We start from the raw sequence: 15,382 nt of genomic DNA, 5'->3' as shown, positions 1-15,382 counted from the left end.
GCGGCTGACCTATCTTCCCCGGCAGGCGAAAGCCAACAAGTAGGGAGCAGGAGGACCCAAATGAGCAAGCCGGAAATCACGCAGGCGATGATTAGCGCCTACGACGAATACACGCATCTGACACTCGACCGCCGCAGCTTCATGGATAAGCTGACGAAACTGGCTGGCTCGGCTAGCGCCGCCGCGGTCATCGCGCCGATGCTCGCCGCCAATAAGGCGAGCGCGGAAATGATCGCCGCCGACGACAAACGGCTGGTCGCAAAAAACGTGACCTATCCCGGCGGTGCCGGCGAGATGAAGGGTTACCTGGTCGAGCCGAAGGATGCTTCAGGCAAACTCGGCGCGGTGATCGTGATCCACGAGAACCGCGGCCTCAACCCGCATATCCGTGATGTTGCGCGCCGCATGGCATTGGAAGGCTTCATCGCGCTGGCGCCGGATTTCCTTTCGCCCAATGGTGGCACCCCCGAGAACGAAGACAAGGCCCGCGAGATGTTCAGCACGCTGGACCGGCCCGCCACGGTGGCGAACGCCGAGGCAACGCTCGCCTATCTGACCAAGCTCGACAATTCCAACGGCAAGGTCGGCGTGATCGGATTTTGCTGGGGTGGTGGGCTGGTAAACGACTTCGCCACCAAATCGCCGGAGCTGAAGGCCGGCGTCGCCTATTACGGGGCGCAGCCGCAGGCGGCCGATGTGCCGAACATCAAGGCTGCCTTGATGTTGCACTATGCCGGTCTCGACGACCGCATCAATGCCGGCATCGATGCCTACAAGAAGGCGCTGCAGGAGAACGGCAAGGACTTCCAGATCTTCGTTTATGACGGCGTCAACCACGCCTTCAACAACGATACGTCGTCGGCTCGCTATGACAAGAAGGCTGCAGATCTTGCCTGGAGCAGGACGGTTGAATTCTTGAAGAAGAACTTGGCCTGATCAGGCGGCCAATTCGTGCGGGGCAGGGGCGACAGCGATGATCGCCTCTGCCAGCGCCTCCATCTCCTTGCCACGATGATTGCTACGCCGCCAGGCGAGGCCGATCTCGCGCGACGGCTGCGGGTCGGCAAACGGGACGATGCGGATCGAATTGCGACTGGTCTCCGTCGGAATGGCCATTTCAGGAATGAGCGTCATGCCCATGTCGTGCGACACCATCTGCAGCAACGTCGCCATCGACGTCGCGCCGAAGTTCACAAGGCTGCGCTTGCCGGCGCTGCAGACGGCGAGCGCCTGATCGCGTAGGCAATGTCCCTCCTCGAGCAGCAGGAGGCGGTCCACATTAACCTCATGCTCGGTCAGCGGTGACATCAGCACCGCCTCGCCGTTGTCGGCCACGGCCATGAAGAAGCGGTCGGTGAAGAGCGGCCGCGTCTGGATGCCTTCGATGTCGAGCGGCAACGCCGCGATCACGGCATCCAGTTTCCCTGTCAGAAGATCTGCCATCAGTCGATCGGTTACCGCCTCCCGTAGCTCCACCTCGACGCTGGGGTATGTCTTGCGCAGATGTGGCACGAACTGCGGGACGAGGTAAGGCGCGACGGTGGGAATAATTCCGATCCGGATCAGACCTTCAAGTGTTCCGCCGCCTTTTCGGGCCGTCTGCTCGAGCAGGTCGACTTGATGCAGGATGGCGCGGGCGTAGTGCAGCACCTCTTCGCCTTTCGGCGTCAGAATAGTATTCTGACGAGTGCGCTCGACGAGTTTGGCGCCAAGATACTCTTCCATCTCCATGATCTGGGTCGACAGCGCGGGCTGGCTGATGTGGACCATTTCGGCGGCGCGGCCAAAATGGCGCGTCGTTGCCAGCGCATCGAAGTAGCGCATCTGTCGAAGTGTCAGCATGATAATTTCTTCCAATCGAATCTCTTAATGAATACGACTGGAGATTATCGAAGGTCAATGGACAACCATTCCGGTGGTGCGGGGCGACAATCATCAACAGGCACACTTCAAGCGCGCTCAAGCGGATGCTAATCGCGCGTGCGTCCAGGACGGCTACAAGATCGCCGCGATCGGTGCTGAGCCGGAGGCAGCCGAGTAAGTTCGCAGTCGGAAGCTGGCCAAATCGGGGCGTATCACCCCGATTTTTTTATACTTTTCCCAATCCAGACAATCCGATCTATCTCGTTTACGAGTCGTGAAGACCTGCATGTCATATCGGCCAAATGGCGCCGGCATGAACCACTCCGTCGCTTCAAATAGAACAAATGGGAACGACATGAAGGTCGGAAGTTTGGATCGTATTGGCCTCCGCCGGAAGCCGAAACAGGAACGCAGTATTCAGAGGCTCGACCTCATCTTGTCGGCTGCTGCAGCAATCATTGCCGAGAAGGGTGTGAGCGCCATGCGGATGACGGAACTGGCCGTCGCCGCCAAAGTGCCGATCGGCTCCGTCTATCAATATTTTCCCGAGAAGGCCGCGATCGTCAAAGCTCTCTTTGACCGCCAGGCATTGACGATCCAGACGCGGATAGCCGATGCCTTTGCGTCTGTGCACTCCGTCGACCATGCGCTCGAGGTACTCGCCGCCATGATTGACTGGCACTATGACGACTACCGCAACGATGCCGCCTATCTCGGCATCTGGATGGGCACTGAAACCGATCACGATCTGCTGCGCCTCAACATCGAGCACAGCAAGCGGATTGCGGACATTTTCCAGGATACGGTCCGCCGCGTCGCACCGGAACTCTCGGTAGCCGACATGCAGGCCCGTAGCTATCTGTTCAGCCACCTGCTAGGGGCCTCGATCCGCCTTGCCGTCGTCAGCGAGGACTCGCTTGCCAGACGCATTCTCGACGAGTGGAAGCGCGTGATCCGCAAGGCTTTCCTCTCGCCGGCTGCTGCGTGACGTCTACCAGCTCGGTACGATGTTGGCGATCTTGAGGCGGGGTTGCACCCGCCCATAGGCATTCTTCACCTCAGGTTCGAGATTGTCGTCGACGACGGCGGGCGTGATGTTGTCGAGGCAGGCGGTGATATGCGCGGTAATAGCGTTCATCAGTGAGATCGACACACCCGGCCGCTTCATGATGCCGATCTGAACAGGGGGCAGGGCAGGGAAACCGTCTGCCTGGCTCAGCACCTTCATCCCTGTACGCAGCGCCGATTCTGGCATGACCGAAACGGCCATGCCGGCAAGCACTGCGGCCGCGACGACAGTGCACGACCAACTGGTGAACAGGATCTGGTGCTCGCGCCCGACCGCATCGAGCGCAGAGCAGGCGAGCTGGCGCCACTGGCAGTCGCGACGACCGACGGCGAGCGGCACTGGCGCGTCGTCACGGATGGGATGGTTGGCCGAGCCGACCCAGCAGAGCGGTTCCGTTCGCACGACATCCGACATGCGCTCGCGCGGATTGTGTGTCACCAGCGCGATGTCGAGTTCGCCGCGATTCATGCGCTCGGCGAGACCCACGGAGGGCTCGCAGACGATATAGAGCTCGACGTTCGGGTGTGTCTTGGCGAAACGGCCGATGATCTCCGGCATGTAGCGGTCGGCGTAGTCATCGGGTGTGCCGATGCGCAGCGTGCCTTCGAGACGATTGTCGTCGAAGGCCGCGATCGCCTCATTGTTGAGGCGAATGATGCGCCGCGCATAGTTCAATAGCTTTTCGCCCTCGGCGGTCAGGCGGTTGCCGCGGCCGTCCTTGATGAAAAGCTGCTTGCCAATGCGCTCTTCCAGCCGCCGCATCTGCATGGAAACGGCCGATTGCGTCTTGTAGACCCTGTCGGCGGCCTTGGTGAAGCTGCCGGAATCGACAATCGCGATGAAGGTCTGCAACTGATCAATATCAAGAGGCGCGGTCATGAGTTCACCCATAAAGTTCTCTGATGATAATCATTAGAAACATTCGTTGGACTGATCAATAGGTGTTTGGCATCTTCGGGGTGCAAATCAAGCAAAGTGAAGGACAGACACCCTGCCTGTCCGCTCCGATTTCAACCCGATGCCTTCCCGCTCGAACTCGCGGGAGGGGTGGGTTGTTGCGCGCCAATGAAAGGATCAACCATGCGCACGACAGACCGGATACTCGAATTCGACTGCAGCCAGACCACCCCGACGTTCTCCCAGCGTCTCGCAAATGGCTTTGCAACGTTGTCATCCGTACTGCGCGTGTTCCGCAACCGTATGGAGATCAACCGGCTGCACGATCTCGATGACAAGCAATTGAGGGATATCGGCCTTACCAGGGCCGATCTGACCTCGGCGTTCCTGGCGTCCACCTTCTTTGAAGATCCGTCGGAACACCTGACGCGTTCCGCGCGCAATCGTGGACCTAAGTCGCTCTTCCGGTCCCGAAAGGATTAAGGCCGGCTCAGTTTTCCCCGCAGGGTGATAGCCAATAGCCCTGCCTCTTGCCCGGTGACCGGCCTCCCAGCCGTCTCCGGGTTTTTTTTATGCCTTTGGAGGCGTGGAGGAAGGCGTCTTAGGCATATAGGTTTCGAAGATCGCTTCCATGTTTTTCTGGTAGTTCTTCTGCACCTCGAGCCCGCTGTCGAACATGCTGTTCAGCATGTCCATGTAGCTTTCCGTCTCCGCTTTCGCCTGCTCCTTCTGAGCTTCGGCTGCTTTCGGCTCGACCGGCTTTCCAAGCGAGCCCATCATGTCCTGAAAGGTCTTTGCGAACGGGTTGTCGAAAAACGGGTTAGTGACCGTCTTCTCGGCCTCCGGCTTCTGCATGCCGAACATCAGCTGCATGGCCTGGGTGAAAGGGTTGTCGAAGATACTTGGTTCGGGGGTAGGCTTCTGCTTCGGCGCGAAGCCGGTACTTTCGAGCCATTTCTGGATGGTTTCGCCCATCGCCGTGTTGACGAACGGATTGACCGGGGCCGTCATCTGCCCCATCGACTGCTTGAACAGGCCACCCATCAGCGTATCGGCCATCACGGGCAGCATCTGTTTGTAGATTTCCTGTCCGATTCCCGTCACCTGGGCCGCCTGCGCAGCCACCGCGCGCGACACCTCTTTGGAGCCGAACAGCTGCGCAAGGATGTTGTTGCCGTCCGATATCCCCTGCGGCGTGAAAGCCTTGCTCATGTCCTCGAAATATTTGGCATAGTTGCCGGAGGCGACCGCCTGCATCAGCCCCATAAAGTCGTAAGGGCTGCTGGTGCTCCGCTTCAGGCCGGCGGAAAATGCCGGCATCAGCGCCGCCATCGCCTTGGCGGTCTGCTCCTGGGCAAGATTGAACTGCTTGGAGACTGCATCCATCGCCGCGCCGTTCTGGGCCTGCATTATCATGTCGAAGAGTGGCAACATGGAAATCCCCTTCCCGGTTCGCAACGCTTAATTGCGTCACTATAGCCGGAAAAAGGAATGCGCAAACCGCTTTTTGCAGAAGGGCTTAGGGTCATGACTTACTAAATTCATCCATTCTGCCTGACGGATTTTGATTTCGACAAGAAGGATAGGCGTCGGAAGTGCCCTACCACTTTCAAGTCTTTACGACGCAGTCAGGGGCAAAATCCGTCTCGCCCTTCGGGTTAGGCGGCATGGGCCGTCTGATCGCAAGCAATGCTCGCCAAGGCGCTACAAGCCTTGCGCTTGCTTACCTCCACCCAATCCCATGCCGTCAAACAGACGGATGAATTTAGTAGGTCCTGGCTTAGTATTGATACTCTTCGAAGACGGGCTCTACCGAACCGGCCCAGCGGCCATGGTAAAGCGCCAGCAGATCCTCGGCCAAGGTCGCCTTCTTCGCCATGACTTCATCGAGCGGCGAAAGGAAGATGGTTTCGTCCTGCCCTTCCTTGTTGAGCTTGTTGCGCGCCCTCAGCCCCGCCTTCGAAACGGCGATGACTTCACGTGCGGTCTCGTAGAGCTCATGCCCGCGGAACTTTGCCCTCAAGCCCTGAGCCGGCACAGCATCGCGCAAGGCGTTGACCTCGTCGAACGTCCAGTCCTTGGTCAGCATATCGGCATCTTCGAGCGCCGCCTCGTCATAGAGCAGCCCGACCCAGAAGGCTGGCAACCCGCAGATGCGCCGCCAAGGCCCACCATCCGCGCCGCGCATCTCGAGGAAGCGCTTCATGCGCACATCCGGGAAGAGCGTCGAGAGATGGTTCGTCCAGTCTCCCATCGTCGGCTCCCAGGCGGCGATTTCGCCCTTCAGTGCGCCGTTCATGAACTGCCGGAAGGTAACATGGGTACAGTCGTGATAATGCCCGTCGCGCACGACGAAATACATCGGCACGTCGAGGGCCCATTCGGCATAGTCATGAAAACCGAAGTCGTCGCGGAAGGTGAAGTCCAGCAGACCGGAGCGGTTGTTATCGGTGTCACGCCAGATATCGCCCCTCCACGAGAGCAGGCCGTTGAGCCTGCTTTCGGTAAAGGGCGAGGAGGCAAAGAGGGCGGTTGCCAGAGACTGAAGCTTCATCGAGACGCGCATCTTCTTGCGCATGTCGGCCTCCGAGGAGAAGTCGAGGTTCACCTGGATCGTGCAGGTGCGATACATCATGTCTAGACCCTTGGCTCCGACCTTCGGCATGTAGCGGGTCATGATCTCGTAGCGGGATTTCGGCATCACCGGTGTTTCGGCCAGCGTCCATTTGGGGCTGCCGCCGATGCCGAGGAAGCGGATGCCCATGGGCTCAGCGATCTCGCGCAATGTCGCCAGGTGCGCGTTCGATTCCTTGCAGGTCTCGTGGATCGTTTCCAACGGCGCGCCTGATAATTCGAACTGGCCGCCGGGCTCGATCGATATGGCGCCCATCCCCTTCGGCTCGCCAAGGCCGATGATGTTGTCGCCATCCATGATCGGATCCCAGCCGGATTTTTGCTGCAGACCTTTGAGCAGCGCCGAAATACTAGCCTCACCGAAGTACGGCACCGGGCTATTGTCGGCCCGGAAGAAGGCGAACTTCTCATGCTCAGTGCCGATGCGGAATTTTTCTTTCGGCTTGCTTCCCACAGCAAGATAATCGGTCAGCTCCTGAACCGAAGAGAGTGGCGTCTGGTCGGTGGTATCGCGAGCCATTCAAGTCTACCTGCTATGGGAGAGCGCCCGGAAAAAACCGGGCAATTGGAAGGGTGATTAGGACCGCTCCCACGTATGTTGCAAGTGAAATTGTTTCAACGGTCCATCAAAAAAATAGCTGCCTACTTCGGCAGCGACCGATCCTAAGGTTAATTCCAGTCGCCGATCGACGCCTGAATGACAGCCATGGCAGCAACCGCAGCTGTATCCGCTCGCAGGATCCGCGGCCCGAGCGGGATTGCGGTAATGAAATCGAAGCTGCGCAGGCGCGCGCGCTCCTCCTCGGAAAAACCGCCCTCGGGGCCGACGAGGAGGGCCAGCTTTCGCTCGCTGATTTTGGACAGCAATGGCAGCGGGTTCTGCCCTGCGTCGCCCTCGTCGCAATAGATGATGCGGCGGTCGCTCGGCCAGGAGTCCAGGAGATCGAACAGCTTCACAGGCTCGGCAACATCAGGGATATCAAGTATGCCGCATTGCTCCGCCGCCTCGATGACATTTGCCTTCAACTTATCGAGATTAGTAATCTTGCCCTGCACGTGTTGGGTCATCACCGGGCGGAGAACACCTGCTCCCATCTCCACTGCCTTCTGCACTAGGTAGTCCAGGCGCCCGACCTTCAGGGGAGCAAAGAGATAGTGCAGGTCGGAGGGAACAGGCTGCGGCCGCGTCTGCTCCTCGGCAATCAGCACAATACGCTTTCGCGTCGGAAAGGTGAGACGCGCCTTCCACTCGCCGTCGCGGCCGTTGAAGACAAGCAACTCGACGCCCTCGGCCATACGCAGCACGTTAGCGAGATAGTTGAAGTGATCTGCCGTCGTCTCCACGGTTGTTCCGGCAGCGAGGGGGGCGTCCACAAACAACCTTTGCATCCGAAAATTGGCGCGCATTGAAAAGTCCTGCTCAAACAAAGAGCGCGAACATAACCCAATAGAGGATGGCTGCAAGCGCTGCGGAGGCCGGCACGGTGATGACCCAGGCGGCGATAATCGTCATGAAATGCGATCGGCGGACGAGATAGCGGCGGCGAACCTCGTGCGTGTTTGGATCTTCCGGTTCGTCGAGCGCCCAGCTCTCTGCCCTGCGGCGTATGTATTCGATACGGCGTTTCGAATGCCGCGTATACCACTCACGGAAGAAGCCGACGCCGAACACGGAACCGACGGCGATATGCGTCGTACTAACCGGCATGCCGAGCCATGAGGCTACGATGACGGTGAAGGCCGTTGACAGCGCCACGCAATAGGCCCGCATCGGGTTGAGCTTGGTGATCTGCTCACCGACCAGCCGGATCAGGCGTGGCCCGAAGAGCAACAGTCCAACGGAGATACCGAAGGCGCCGATCAGCAACACCCAGATCGGAGGCTGGTCCACTGCACCCTCAGCGGATCCGCCGACCGCGCGCACGATTGCCGAAAGCGGCCCGACGGCATTGGACACGTCATTGGCGCCATGCGCAAAGGAGAGCAACGCAGCTGAGCCAATCAACGGGATTTGAAACAGCACACGCAGCGAGCTGTTACGGTTTTCGAGCTCTACGGCCTGCCGTAGAACGAATGACCGCGCCGCGGCCCATCCGATGAAGCCGGCCGCGACCCCGAACAGGAGGATGGTCAGCGTGGAGAATTCGCTGGGCGCTTGAAGCTGCAGCATCATGTAGGACGAAAAGCCGCCGACCATCATCGCGAGCAGGATGGGCACCCAACGTCGCGCTGCGGCAATCTTGTCTTCGCGGTAGATGATCAGGGTTTTCACCATGAAAAGGAGGCCGGCGGCGATCACGCCGCCCAACAGGGGGGAGGTCACCCAAGCCGACGTGATCTCGATCATCACCCGCCAGTTCACCGGCTCGGGACCGACCGCGCCGATACCCGCGCCGATCACCGCGCCGACAATCGCATGCGTGGTCGATACCGGCGCGTTCATCCAGGTCGCGAGGTTGATCCATAAAGCGGCGGCCATCAATGCCGCCATCATGATCCAGCTGAGCGTCCCCGGCGGCACCTGCACTGCGTCCACGATGTTTGAGGAGATCGTCTTGACCACCTCGCCGCCGGCAACCGTCGCGCCGAGAATTTCGAAGATTGCTGCGATGACAAGCGCTTGTCCCATCGTCATCGCACGCGCGCCCACGGCGGCGCCTACGTTGTTGGTGACGTCGTTCGCACCGATGTTCATGGCCATATAGGCGGCAAGCGCCGCCGCCGCGACCACGAGCATCGCGCTTGGCCGGTCAAAGACGTAAACGCCGGCAAAAAGCATGGCCAGTCCGAGGAAGATCAGCCCGAGGCCAGGGGCCACCAGTTTGCGCGACACGAATTTCGTCGCATCCTCGACATGCGTAAGCTTGTCGAGATCCTTGTCGAGCGTTCTTTTGGTGAGGACGGCTGGTCGATCGGGCATGCTATTCCTTGGCGTTCAGTCCTGCTTTAACGTCGCCAAGTTTAGCAGCGCAAGATGGCAGTATCATTCCGCTGGAATTTGTTTCAACATCCTTGCCGCAAGCTGCTCCGCCATACGGCGCTTGAAGAGCAAAAAGATCTCCCGAAGCTCGGGCTCGTAAACCCGTTTCGCAGCTTCGTCACAGGAAACCCACTCGGTCTTGCGCTCGCCTTTCTCCTTGAAATTCTTGGCGATGTTGGCGACCTCGAGTGTGTAAACCTGAACCTTGCAGGTTACGCTGAGCCCATTCTTCAAGACCTTCGGATAGGAATAGGTGCCAAGTATATCGCTCTCGACCGTCCCACGTACCCCGGCCTCCTCGAAAGCTTCGCGGGCGGCGACCTCGTAGGCTGTACGCCCGTCCATCGGCCAGCCCTTGGGAATGATCCACCGCCCGGTATCGCGGCTCGTCAGCAAAAGTACTTCGAGCTCGCTTGTCCTCTTCCTCACCCGATAACAAAGCGCAGCATACTGTTGACGCGGAGGGCGTCTGAACATCAGCTGTACGTCTGAAGCGAGGCGGGAAAGAAGAGTCAACGGTCGGGTCACCTTTTAAGTTCAGCTCCTTGAAGTCGCTATATTAGTATCCACTGGAAAGCTTGCGCAATCCATACGTGTTTCAAGTTTTCCAGCGGGATTTGATACTTGTTCAATTGGCAGCTTCCGTTTCTCCACGGTTCGGAAGATCCGCCAAATACTGTCCTGATTCGGCCATTGCACAGGCGTTCAATATGGGCCCGTCTTGCATTTCAATCAATGACGGCGTCATGTCGTGCACTGTTATGTCAATACTGTGGTAACCATGCGTCTTCCTCCCCTAAAAGCGGTCCGCGCCTTCGAAGCCGTTTGTCGCCACGGCAGCATTCTTGGCGCTGCCGCGGAACTTGGTGTCGTGCGTGGCGCCGTGCGTCAGCAGATTGCCATCCTGGAGAACTATTTCGGGGAGAAACTGTTCACGCACGACGGGAGAAAACTGGCTGCAACCGCGAAGGCGGCACGGTTCGCGGAGGCGGCCAACGCGGCCTTGGTTGTATTGGAGCGTGCCGCCGCGGAATTTGCGGGCGGCGAGCATCGCCGCATCCGCCTCGGCGCGCCCTCGGCCTTTGCTATATGGTGGCTGATGCCGCGGCTTGCAAATATGCAGGCAGAACTCGGAAGCGTTAACGTCGATATCGTGCCGATGTCGATCGTCGAGCCGTTGTCGCTGCATCCGGAGCTTGACGCGATCATCATGGGCGGTGAATACCGGTCGGCGACCGGCATAACGGCAGTCAAATTCATGGAGGATGATTTCGGTCCCGTTGCCACGCCGGGTCTTACGGAAATGATCGCCGACGATCCTGCTCGGATGGTGGAGATCACCGCTCTCGTCAGCCGCAGCGCGCCAACCCTCTGGCAGGAATGGTTTGCCGAAAGCGGCACTCAGGCCGTGACGTTCCGGCGCAAGCAGGAGTTCGAGGATTTGCTCCTCGCACTCGGGGCGGCGCGATCGGGTGTGGGTGTCGTGCTCGCGCCTCGCGCCGCCATTGAGGATGACTTGCAGCGCAATGTGCTCGCAGCACCCTATGGCTTCATTCGCCGACCGGCCGGCTATAGCCTGTCTTGCCGCGCCACCGACGCGAAGAAACCCGCCTTCACCGCGCTTCGCGACTGGCTGCTCCGTTCCGACGCGTCCGCGCAATAGGGCAGATTTTCTGCCCTATTGCGAAGAATTATCTCCATGGTCGAAAGCTGCTGCCGGGTCTAACACTGCGTTGAGAGCAGAAGGACACGGATATGCAGAAAGACGCAACCCGCATCGAATGGATTGGCAACGGCTGCCGATTGCTGAAGGCAACGGCTGCAGAGTTCGAGAAAACCCAGCCGTTCGGCGGTTTGACCATCGGCACCGGTATCCATCTGGAACCGAAGACAGTGGCGCTGCTGATGACGCTGAGGGCCGGCGGTGCTCGACTCGTCTGCACCGGCAATCTGAACAGCACACAGCCTTCGACCGTCGAGTTTCTCCGTGCGCAGGGGATCACCATGCTTGCGACTCAGACGACGGACCCTGTCGCGCACCGCAAGAGCCTGGAGGCGGTTGTCGCCGAAAGGCCGGATCTGCTGCTCGACAATGGCGGCGACCTCTTCGCCATCGCGGCCGAGGCCCCTTACGCCAGTCTCCTCGGCGGCACCGAGGAGACGACGTCGGGCCGCACGCGCCTGTTGCCGATGCGGGCGAAGTTGAACATGCCGATCCTCGTCATCAATGATAGCCCGATCAAGCAGTATGCCGAAAACAGACATGCCGTCGGCCAGAGCCTTTTCGAAAGCTACATGCGCTTCACCAACCGCTCCACCAACGGCAAGCGCGTGACGGTCTTCGGTTACGGCGCCTGCGGGAAGGGAACCGCAGCCTACTTCCGCAACGCGTTCTCAAGCGTCAGCGTCGTCGATATCGATCCGGTGACAGCGCTGGAGGCTCATCTCGACGGGTTTTCCACGCCGCTGCGCAACGAGGCGATTGCCTCCGCCGACGTGCTCATCACCGTCACCGGCCTCCCCGGTATCGTCACCGCAGCGGATCTTCCATTGATCAAGGATGGTGCCATCCTGATGAATGGCGGACATTTCCCGCATGAGATCGACGTCGCCGCGTTCCGGCACTACCCCGACGTAGTGCGGATCGATCGTTACGAGGCTGACCATATCGAGACTTTGCACCTGAAGGATGGTCGCTGCTTCCATATTCTGGGCGGCGGGCATATGGCGAACCTCGCCGGTCCCCGTCCGCTCGGCAATTCCGTGGAGTCGATGGACCTGGGCTTCACGCTGCAGGCGCGCTGCCTCGAACGTGTTGCCAGGTGCGAGGTCGGCGCCGAGAGCTGCATTGTTCCGGTGCCGAAAGATATCGATGCCATGGTGGCAAGCGCCTATCTCGATCTGGCGCGGTAAGACGGGTGCGGCGAGCATACGCCGCACCTTGTGAATTCAAGCGATCTCCACCACCAGCTTGCCGTTTGCCTGACGGTTTTCGATCAACGCATGCGCTTCCGCGACATCGGAAAGTCCGAAGCGGCGCGCGTCCAGCCTCGGCATCAGCCTTCCGGCCTCGACGAGCTTGCCGACCTCACGCAGGATCTCGCCGTGGTGGCTTCGCCCTTCGCCGGTCAGAAGCGGCAGCAGCGTGAATACGCCCGAATAGGTCGCCGCTTTGAACGATAGCGGGGCAAGCGCGTGTGTGCCCCATCCGAGTGCGCTGACGACGTGACCGAACCGGCCGACCGCCTGGAAGGCAGTATCGAGGTCGGGGCCGCCGACGGTATCGTAGACGATGTCGAAGCCCTTGCCGCCCGTGTGATTGCCGACATAGTCCGTCACGGTCTCTACCCTGTAGTCGATCGGCATTGCACCGAGGCTTGCGAGGTAGTCAGCCTTGGCGGCACCATCGACGGCAAACACATTGGCGCCCGCGGCTTTCGCCACCTGTACGACAATGTGCCCCACGCCGCCGCCGGCACCGAGGACAAGAACCTGCTGGCCTTTGCCGACGTTGGCGCGATCGACCAACCCTTCCCAGGCGGCAATTGCGATCAGCGGCAGGGCTGCTGCTTCCCGCATCGAGAGGTTGTGGGGCTTCGGCGCAATCAGCCTGGCGTCGACCGCTGCGAATTCAGCCAGCGAGCCCTGGATGCCGCCGACGCCACCGGTCATGCCATAGACCTCGTCGCCGCGATGGAACGCGGTGACGCCGGGGCCGACCTGCTCGACGACACCAGCCACATCTATGCCGAGAACGGCCGGAAACGGATGGCGCGCATGGGCGGCATTGCCGGCGCGGATCTTTGTGTCCAGCGGATTGACGCCGCTCGCCTTGATCCGGACCAGCACTTCACCTTCACGCGGCGTCGGCCTGGCGATCTCTGCTGCACGGAAATCGGCTTTCGGCGTGTCAATCAGCAGCGCCTTCATCGTTGTAGTCGCAGACATGCAACTTTCCTTTCGTCTGTATGGGACGGAAAATGCGCCGTTGATATGCGAATGGAAATGAAAGAGATTGCATAAAGTTCATGCATTTGTGTTTGGAAGATAGATGGTGGAATGGAGTGATCTCAAGCTGTTCCTGGCGATTGCGCGCCAAGGCACTCTCGGTGCTGCCGCCCGCAGCCTCGGCCTGACGCAGCCGACGATGGGTCGTCGCCTGCGTGCGCTGGAAATCTCGCTCGGCCAGACGCTCTTTCAGCGGACGGCGGACGGCTTCGTTCTGACGGATGAGGGCGCCACCGTCTTCGCACGTGCCGAGCGCATGGAAGAGGAAGCACTTGGCCTTGAGCGAGAACTCGCCGGGCAGAACCGCCAACTGAGTGGCTTCCTGCGCCTGTCCTCATCGGATTGGTTCGGTGCACACGTGCTTTCACCGGTGCTTGCGGAATTCTCGCTGAGCTACCCGAATATCGTCGTTGAATTGCTGACCGATAGCCGCCTGCTGAGCCTTTCCCGGCGAGAAGCGGATGTCGTTTTTCGGATCGCACCTTTTACCGAGCCGGAGGTGATATCGCGCAAGCTGCTCCACATTGACTACCGGCTGTATGTCGGCCGAGGCGGGGAGCATCCAAAAGCAGGCGACGGCACAGGCGCGCGTCTGGTAACGATGGACGAGGCCTTTGGCGGCACGCCAGATGTCGCATGGCTGACGCGCCTTCTGCCGAAGGCGGAGATCGCCATGCGTAGCAACAATCGCGATGTGCAGGCGACTCTTTGCAGAAACGGCGCCGGCCTGGCGGTTCTGCCGCGACCTCTTGGCGATTCAATCCCTGACATCGAGCCGGTCGACCTCGGGGAAGCTCCGCCGGGACGCGACACCTGGGTCGGCTATCACCGGGACATGAAGCGGCAGGCGCGCCTGCGGGCACTTCTCGATCTCGTAATCGAGAGACTGGCGAATTGAACCCTGAAGGCTCTAGCGTTCCCAATAGGGGACCGGTCCGTAAATTTCGGCGAGATAGTCGATGAACAACCGCACCTTGGCTGGCAGGAACTGGCGGCTCGGATAGACCGCGGAAAGCGCCACATAGCGCGATCCTTCATAGGCGGGAAGGATGTGCACCAACCGGCCGTCCTTGAGCTCACGGCTGATGTCCCACGTGGAGCGCAGCGCGATGCCAAGCCCCGATATGACAGCCTCTCGCACCACCTCGCTGGAATTCGTCACAAGCATCCCCTCTGGCCGCAGAGAAAGCGGCCCTTCCGGTCCTTCGAGCCGCCAGGCATCGTTGTTGTGCGCGGGCAGGCAGCGATGTTGCTTGAGGTCTTCGAGCGTCTGCGGTGTGCCGTTGGCGGCAAGGTAATCCGGCGATGCGCAAAGCAGGCGCCGCACGGGCGCAAGTCGCCGCGCGACTAGGCTTGAGTCCGTCAGTTCCGCGATGCGGATCGCAAGGTCGAAGCCTTCGCCGACGATGTCGGTGAATTCATCACTGAGCACGAGATGGATCGCAAGCCCGGGATGCATGTCCATGAAGGACTTCAGATGCGGGGCGACATGCGTGCGTCCGAACGAGGTCGGCGCCGTCACCTTCAGCGTTCCCTGCATCTGCGCCGAGCGTCCGGAAATGTAGTATTCGGCCTCCTCGATGCCAGCGAGAATGCCGAGCACGCGGTCGTAGAAACCCTGGCCGGCCTCGGTCAGCGAAATCTGCCGCGTCGTGCGCTGCAGGAGCCGCGTGCCTAACCGGTCCTCCAGGCGTTTGATGCGTTTGGAGACCACGGCCGGCGAAAAACCGAGCGCCCTGCCGGCGAGCGACATGCTCCCCATCAAAACGACTTTTGCGAAAATTTCGAGGTCACCCAGATTGGTCATGTGCTTTGATTGTTTGTCCTTTTGGAATAAGTGCTTAGCATTTGCGCCATAATGGGGAAAGTGCTAAGCCCGATTGAGCCGGCAGCGCGGAGGAGGCGTCCGGTTTTCGCTGCCGCCAGCGAAG

Annotated in this window: 15 protein-coding genes; 6 read left to right on the top strand and 9 right to left on the bottom strand. The window is 60.1% G+C overall.

Annotation, left to right across the window (positions count from 1 at the left end; genetic code table 11):
- Window positions 1–60: 60 nt before the first annotated feature.
- Entirely contained in the window at window positions 61–936 is an 876-nt protein-coding gene (locus FHX09_RS09850) for a dienelactone hydrolase family protein (RefSeq protein WP_132588382.1), read from the top strand.
- Here FHX09_RS09850 and FHX09_RS09845 read toward each other — a convergent pair whose 3' ends face one another.
- Window positions 937–1,842, bottom strand: a complete 906-nt coding sequence (locus tag FHX09_RS09845) for a hydrogen peroxide-inducible genes activator (protein ID WP_007799291.1) — start codon at window positions 1,840–1,842, stop codon at window positions 937–939. It abuts the gene before it with no gap.
- 376 nt (window positions 1,843–2,218) lie between these two features.
- On the opposite strand from FHX09_RS09845, the gene FHX09_RS09840 reads away from it, so the two are divergent.
- Complete coding sequence (locus FHX09_RS09840) at window positions 2,219–2,851, top strand: TetR family transcriptional regulator (RefSeq protein ID WP_132588383.1); 633 nt, start codon at window positions 2,219–2,221, stop codon at window positions 2,849–2,851.
- A gap of 3 nt (window positions 2,852–2,854) precedes the next feature.
- Here the strand turns inward: FHX09_RS09840 and FHX09_RS09835 are convergent, their stop codons facing one another.
- Window positions 2,855–3,811, bottom strand: coding sequence for a LysR substrate-binding domain-containing protein (locus tag FHX09_RS09835; RefSeq protein WP_037083705.1), 957 nt, complete (start codon window positions 3,809–3,811; stop codon window positions 2,855–2,857).
- Window positions 3,812–4,012: 201 nt separating this feature from the next.
- On the opposite strand from FHX09_RS09835, the gene FHX09_RS09830 reads away from it, so the two are divergent.
- Window positions 4,013–4,312, top strand: a complete 300-nt coding sequence (locus tag FHX09_RS09830; RefSeq protein WP_184449855.1) for a DUF1127 domain-containing protein — start codon at window positions 4,013–4,015, stop codon at window positions 4,310–4,312.
- 87 nt (window positions 4,313–4,399) lie between these two features.
- Here the strand turns inward: FHX09_RS09830 and FHX09_RS09825 are convergent, their stop codons facing one another.
- The 5 genes from FHX09_RS09825 to FHX09_RS09805 form a co-directional block, all read right to left on the bottom strand.
- Window positions 4,400–5,263, bottom strand: coding sequence for a DUF937 domain-containing protein (locus FHX09_RS09825; protein ID WP_132588384.1), 864 nt, complete (start codon window positions 5,261–5,263; stop codon window positions 4,400–4,402).
- A 346-nt stretch (window positions 5,264–5,609) separates the two neighbouring features.
- Window positions 5,610–6,983 (bottom strand): glutamate--cysteine ligase, encoded by a 1,374-nt coding sequence (locus FHX09_RS09820; protein ID WP_132588385.1) that lies wholly within the window; start codon window positions 6,981–6,983, stop codon window positions 5,610–5,612.
- Between the two features lie 149 nt (window positions 6,984–7,132).
- Window positions 7,133–7,870, bottom strand: a complete 738-nt coding sequence (locus tag FHX09_RS09815; protein WP_184449853.1) for a 16S rRNA (uracil(1498)-N(3))-methyltransferase — start codon at window positions 7,868–7,870, stop codon at window positions 7,133–7,135.
- 13 nt (window positions 7,871–7,883) lie between these two features.
- Window positions 7,884–9,383 carry an inorganic phosphate transporter gene (locus FHX09_RS09810; RefSeq protein WP_184449851.1) on the bottom strand — a complete coding sequence of 500 codons (1,500 nt, stop codon included), beginning with the start codon at window positions 9,381–9,383 and terminating at the stop codon, window positions 7,884–7,886.
- A 63-nt stretch (window positions 9,384–9,446) separates the two neighbouring features.
- The gene (locus FHX09_RS09805) at window positions 9,447–9,959 is read right to left on the bottom strand and encodes an NUDIX hydrolase (RefSeq protein WP_184449849.1); all 513 of its coding nucleotides are present in this window, start codon (window positions 9,957–9,959) and stop codon (window positions 9,447–9,449) included.
- A gap of 265 nt (window positions 9,960–10,224) precedes the next feature.
- Here FHX09_RS09805 and FHX09_RS09800 point away from each other — a divergent pair, with 265 nt between their 5' ends.
- Window positions 10,225–11,106 carry a LysR substrate-binding domain-containing protein gene (locus tag FHX09_RS09800; RefSeq protein ID WP_184449847.1) on the top strand — a complete coding sequence of 294 codons (882 nt, stop codon included), beginning with the start codon at window positions 10,225–10,227 and terminating at the stop codon, window positions 11,104–11,106.
- Between the two features lie 92 nt (window positions 11,107–11,198).
- Window positions 11,199–12,356 (top strand): adenosylhomocysteinase, encoded by a 1,158-nt coding sequence (locus tag FHX09_RS09795; RefSeq protein ID WP_184449845.1) that lies wholly within the window; start codon window positions 11,199–11,201, stop codon window positions 12,354–12,356.
- A 36-nt stretch (window positions 12,357–12,392) separates the two neighbouring features.
- Here the strand turns inward: FHX09_RS09795 and FHX09_RS09790 are convergent, their stop codons facing one another.
- Window positions 12,393–13,391 (bottom strand): zinc-dependent alcohol dehydrogenase family protein, encoded by a 999-nt coding sequence (locus FHX09_RS09790; RefSeq protein ID WP_132588390.1) that lies wholly within the window; start codon window positions 13,389–13,391, stop codon window positions 12,393–12,395.
- A 106-nt stretch (window positions 13,392–13,497) separates the two neighbouring features.
- Between FHX09_RS09790 and FHX09_RS09785 the strand changes: the two genes are divergently transcribed.
- On the top strand, window positions 13,498–14,349 hold the full coding sequence (locus FHX09_RS09785) for a LysR family transcriptional regulator (RefSeq protein ID WP_183718942.1): 852 nt from the start codon (window positions 13,498–13,500) through the stop codon (window positions 14,347–14,349).
- 12 nt (window positions 14,350–14,361) lie between these two features.
- On the opposite strand, the gene FHX09_RS09780 is transcribed toward FHX09_RS09785, so the two are convergent.
- Window positions 14,362–15,258: a LysR family transcriptional regulator gene (locus tag FHX09_RS09780; RefSeq protein WP_184449843.1), complete on the bottom strand. Its 897-nt coding sequence runs from the start codon at window positions 15,256–15,258 to the stop codon at window positions 14,362–14,364.
- Window positions 15,259–15,382 lie beyond the last annotated feature (124 nt).

Origin of the sequence: Rhizobium sp. BK538 (genome assembly GCF_014197575.1) — a bacterium.
Classification (GTDB): Bacteria; Pseudomonadota; Alphaproteobacteria; order Rhizobiales; family Rhizobiaceae; genus Rhizobium.
Note: the sequence above shows the minus strand (reverse complement) of the source record. Positions and strands in the feature narration are given on the sequence as shown.

Bases quoted from the DNA above. Each gene is read 5' to 3' on its own strand.
- FHX09_RS09830 (WP_184449855.1), top strand. From the start codon at position 4,013: ATGCGCACGACAGACCGGATACTCGAATTCGACTGCAGCCAGACCACC.
- FHX09_RS09850 (WP_132588382.1), top strand. From the start codon at position 61: ATGAGCAAGCCGGAAATCACGCAGGCGATGATTAGCGCCTACGACGAA.
- FHX09_RS09810 (WP_184449851.1), bottom strand. From the start codon at position 9,383: ATGCCCGATCGACCAGCCGTCCTCACCAAAAGAACGCTCGACAAGGAT.
- FHX09_RS09800 (WP_184449847.1), top strand. From the start codon at position 10,225: ATGCGTCTTCCTCCCCTAAAAGCGGTCCGCGCCTTCGAAGCCGTTTGT.
- FHX09_RS09835 (WP_037083705.1), bottom strand. From the start codon at position 3,811: ATGACCGCGCCTCTTGATATTGATCAGTTGCAGACCTTCATCGCGATT.
- FHX09_RS09795 (WP_184449845.1), top strand. From the start codon at position 11,199: ATGCAGAAAGACGCAACCCGCATCGAATGGATTGGCAACGGCTGCCGA.
- FHX09_RS09845 (WP_007799291.1), bottom strand. From the start codon at position 1,842: ATGCTGACACTTCGACAGATGCGCTACTTCGATGCGCTGGCAACGACG.
- FHX09_RS09825 (WP_132588384.1), bottom strand. From the start codon at position 5,263: ATGTTGCCACTCTTCGACATGATAATGCAGGCCCAGAACGGCGCGGCG.
- FHX09_RS09815 (WP_184449853.1), bottom strand. From the start codon at position 7,870: ATGCGCGCCAATTTTCGGATGCAAAGGTTGTTTGTGGACGCCCCCCTC.
- FHX09_RS09780 (WP_184449843.1), bottom strand. From the start codon at position 15,258: ATGACCAATCTGGGTGACCTCGAAATTTTCGCAAAAGTCGTTTTGATG.
- FHX09_RS09840 (WP_132588383.1), top strand. From the start codon at position 2,219: ATGAAGGTCGGAAGTTTGGATCGTATTGGCCTCCGCCGGAAGCCGAAA.
- FHX09_RS09790 (WP_132588390.1), bottom strand. From the start codon at position 13,391: ATGTCTGCGACTACAACGATGAAGGCGCTGCTGATTGACACGCCGAAA.
- FHX09_RS09820 (WP_132588385.1), bottom strand. From the start codon at position 6,983: ATGGCTCGCGATACCACCGACCAGACGCCACTCTCTTCGGTTCAGGAG.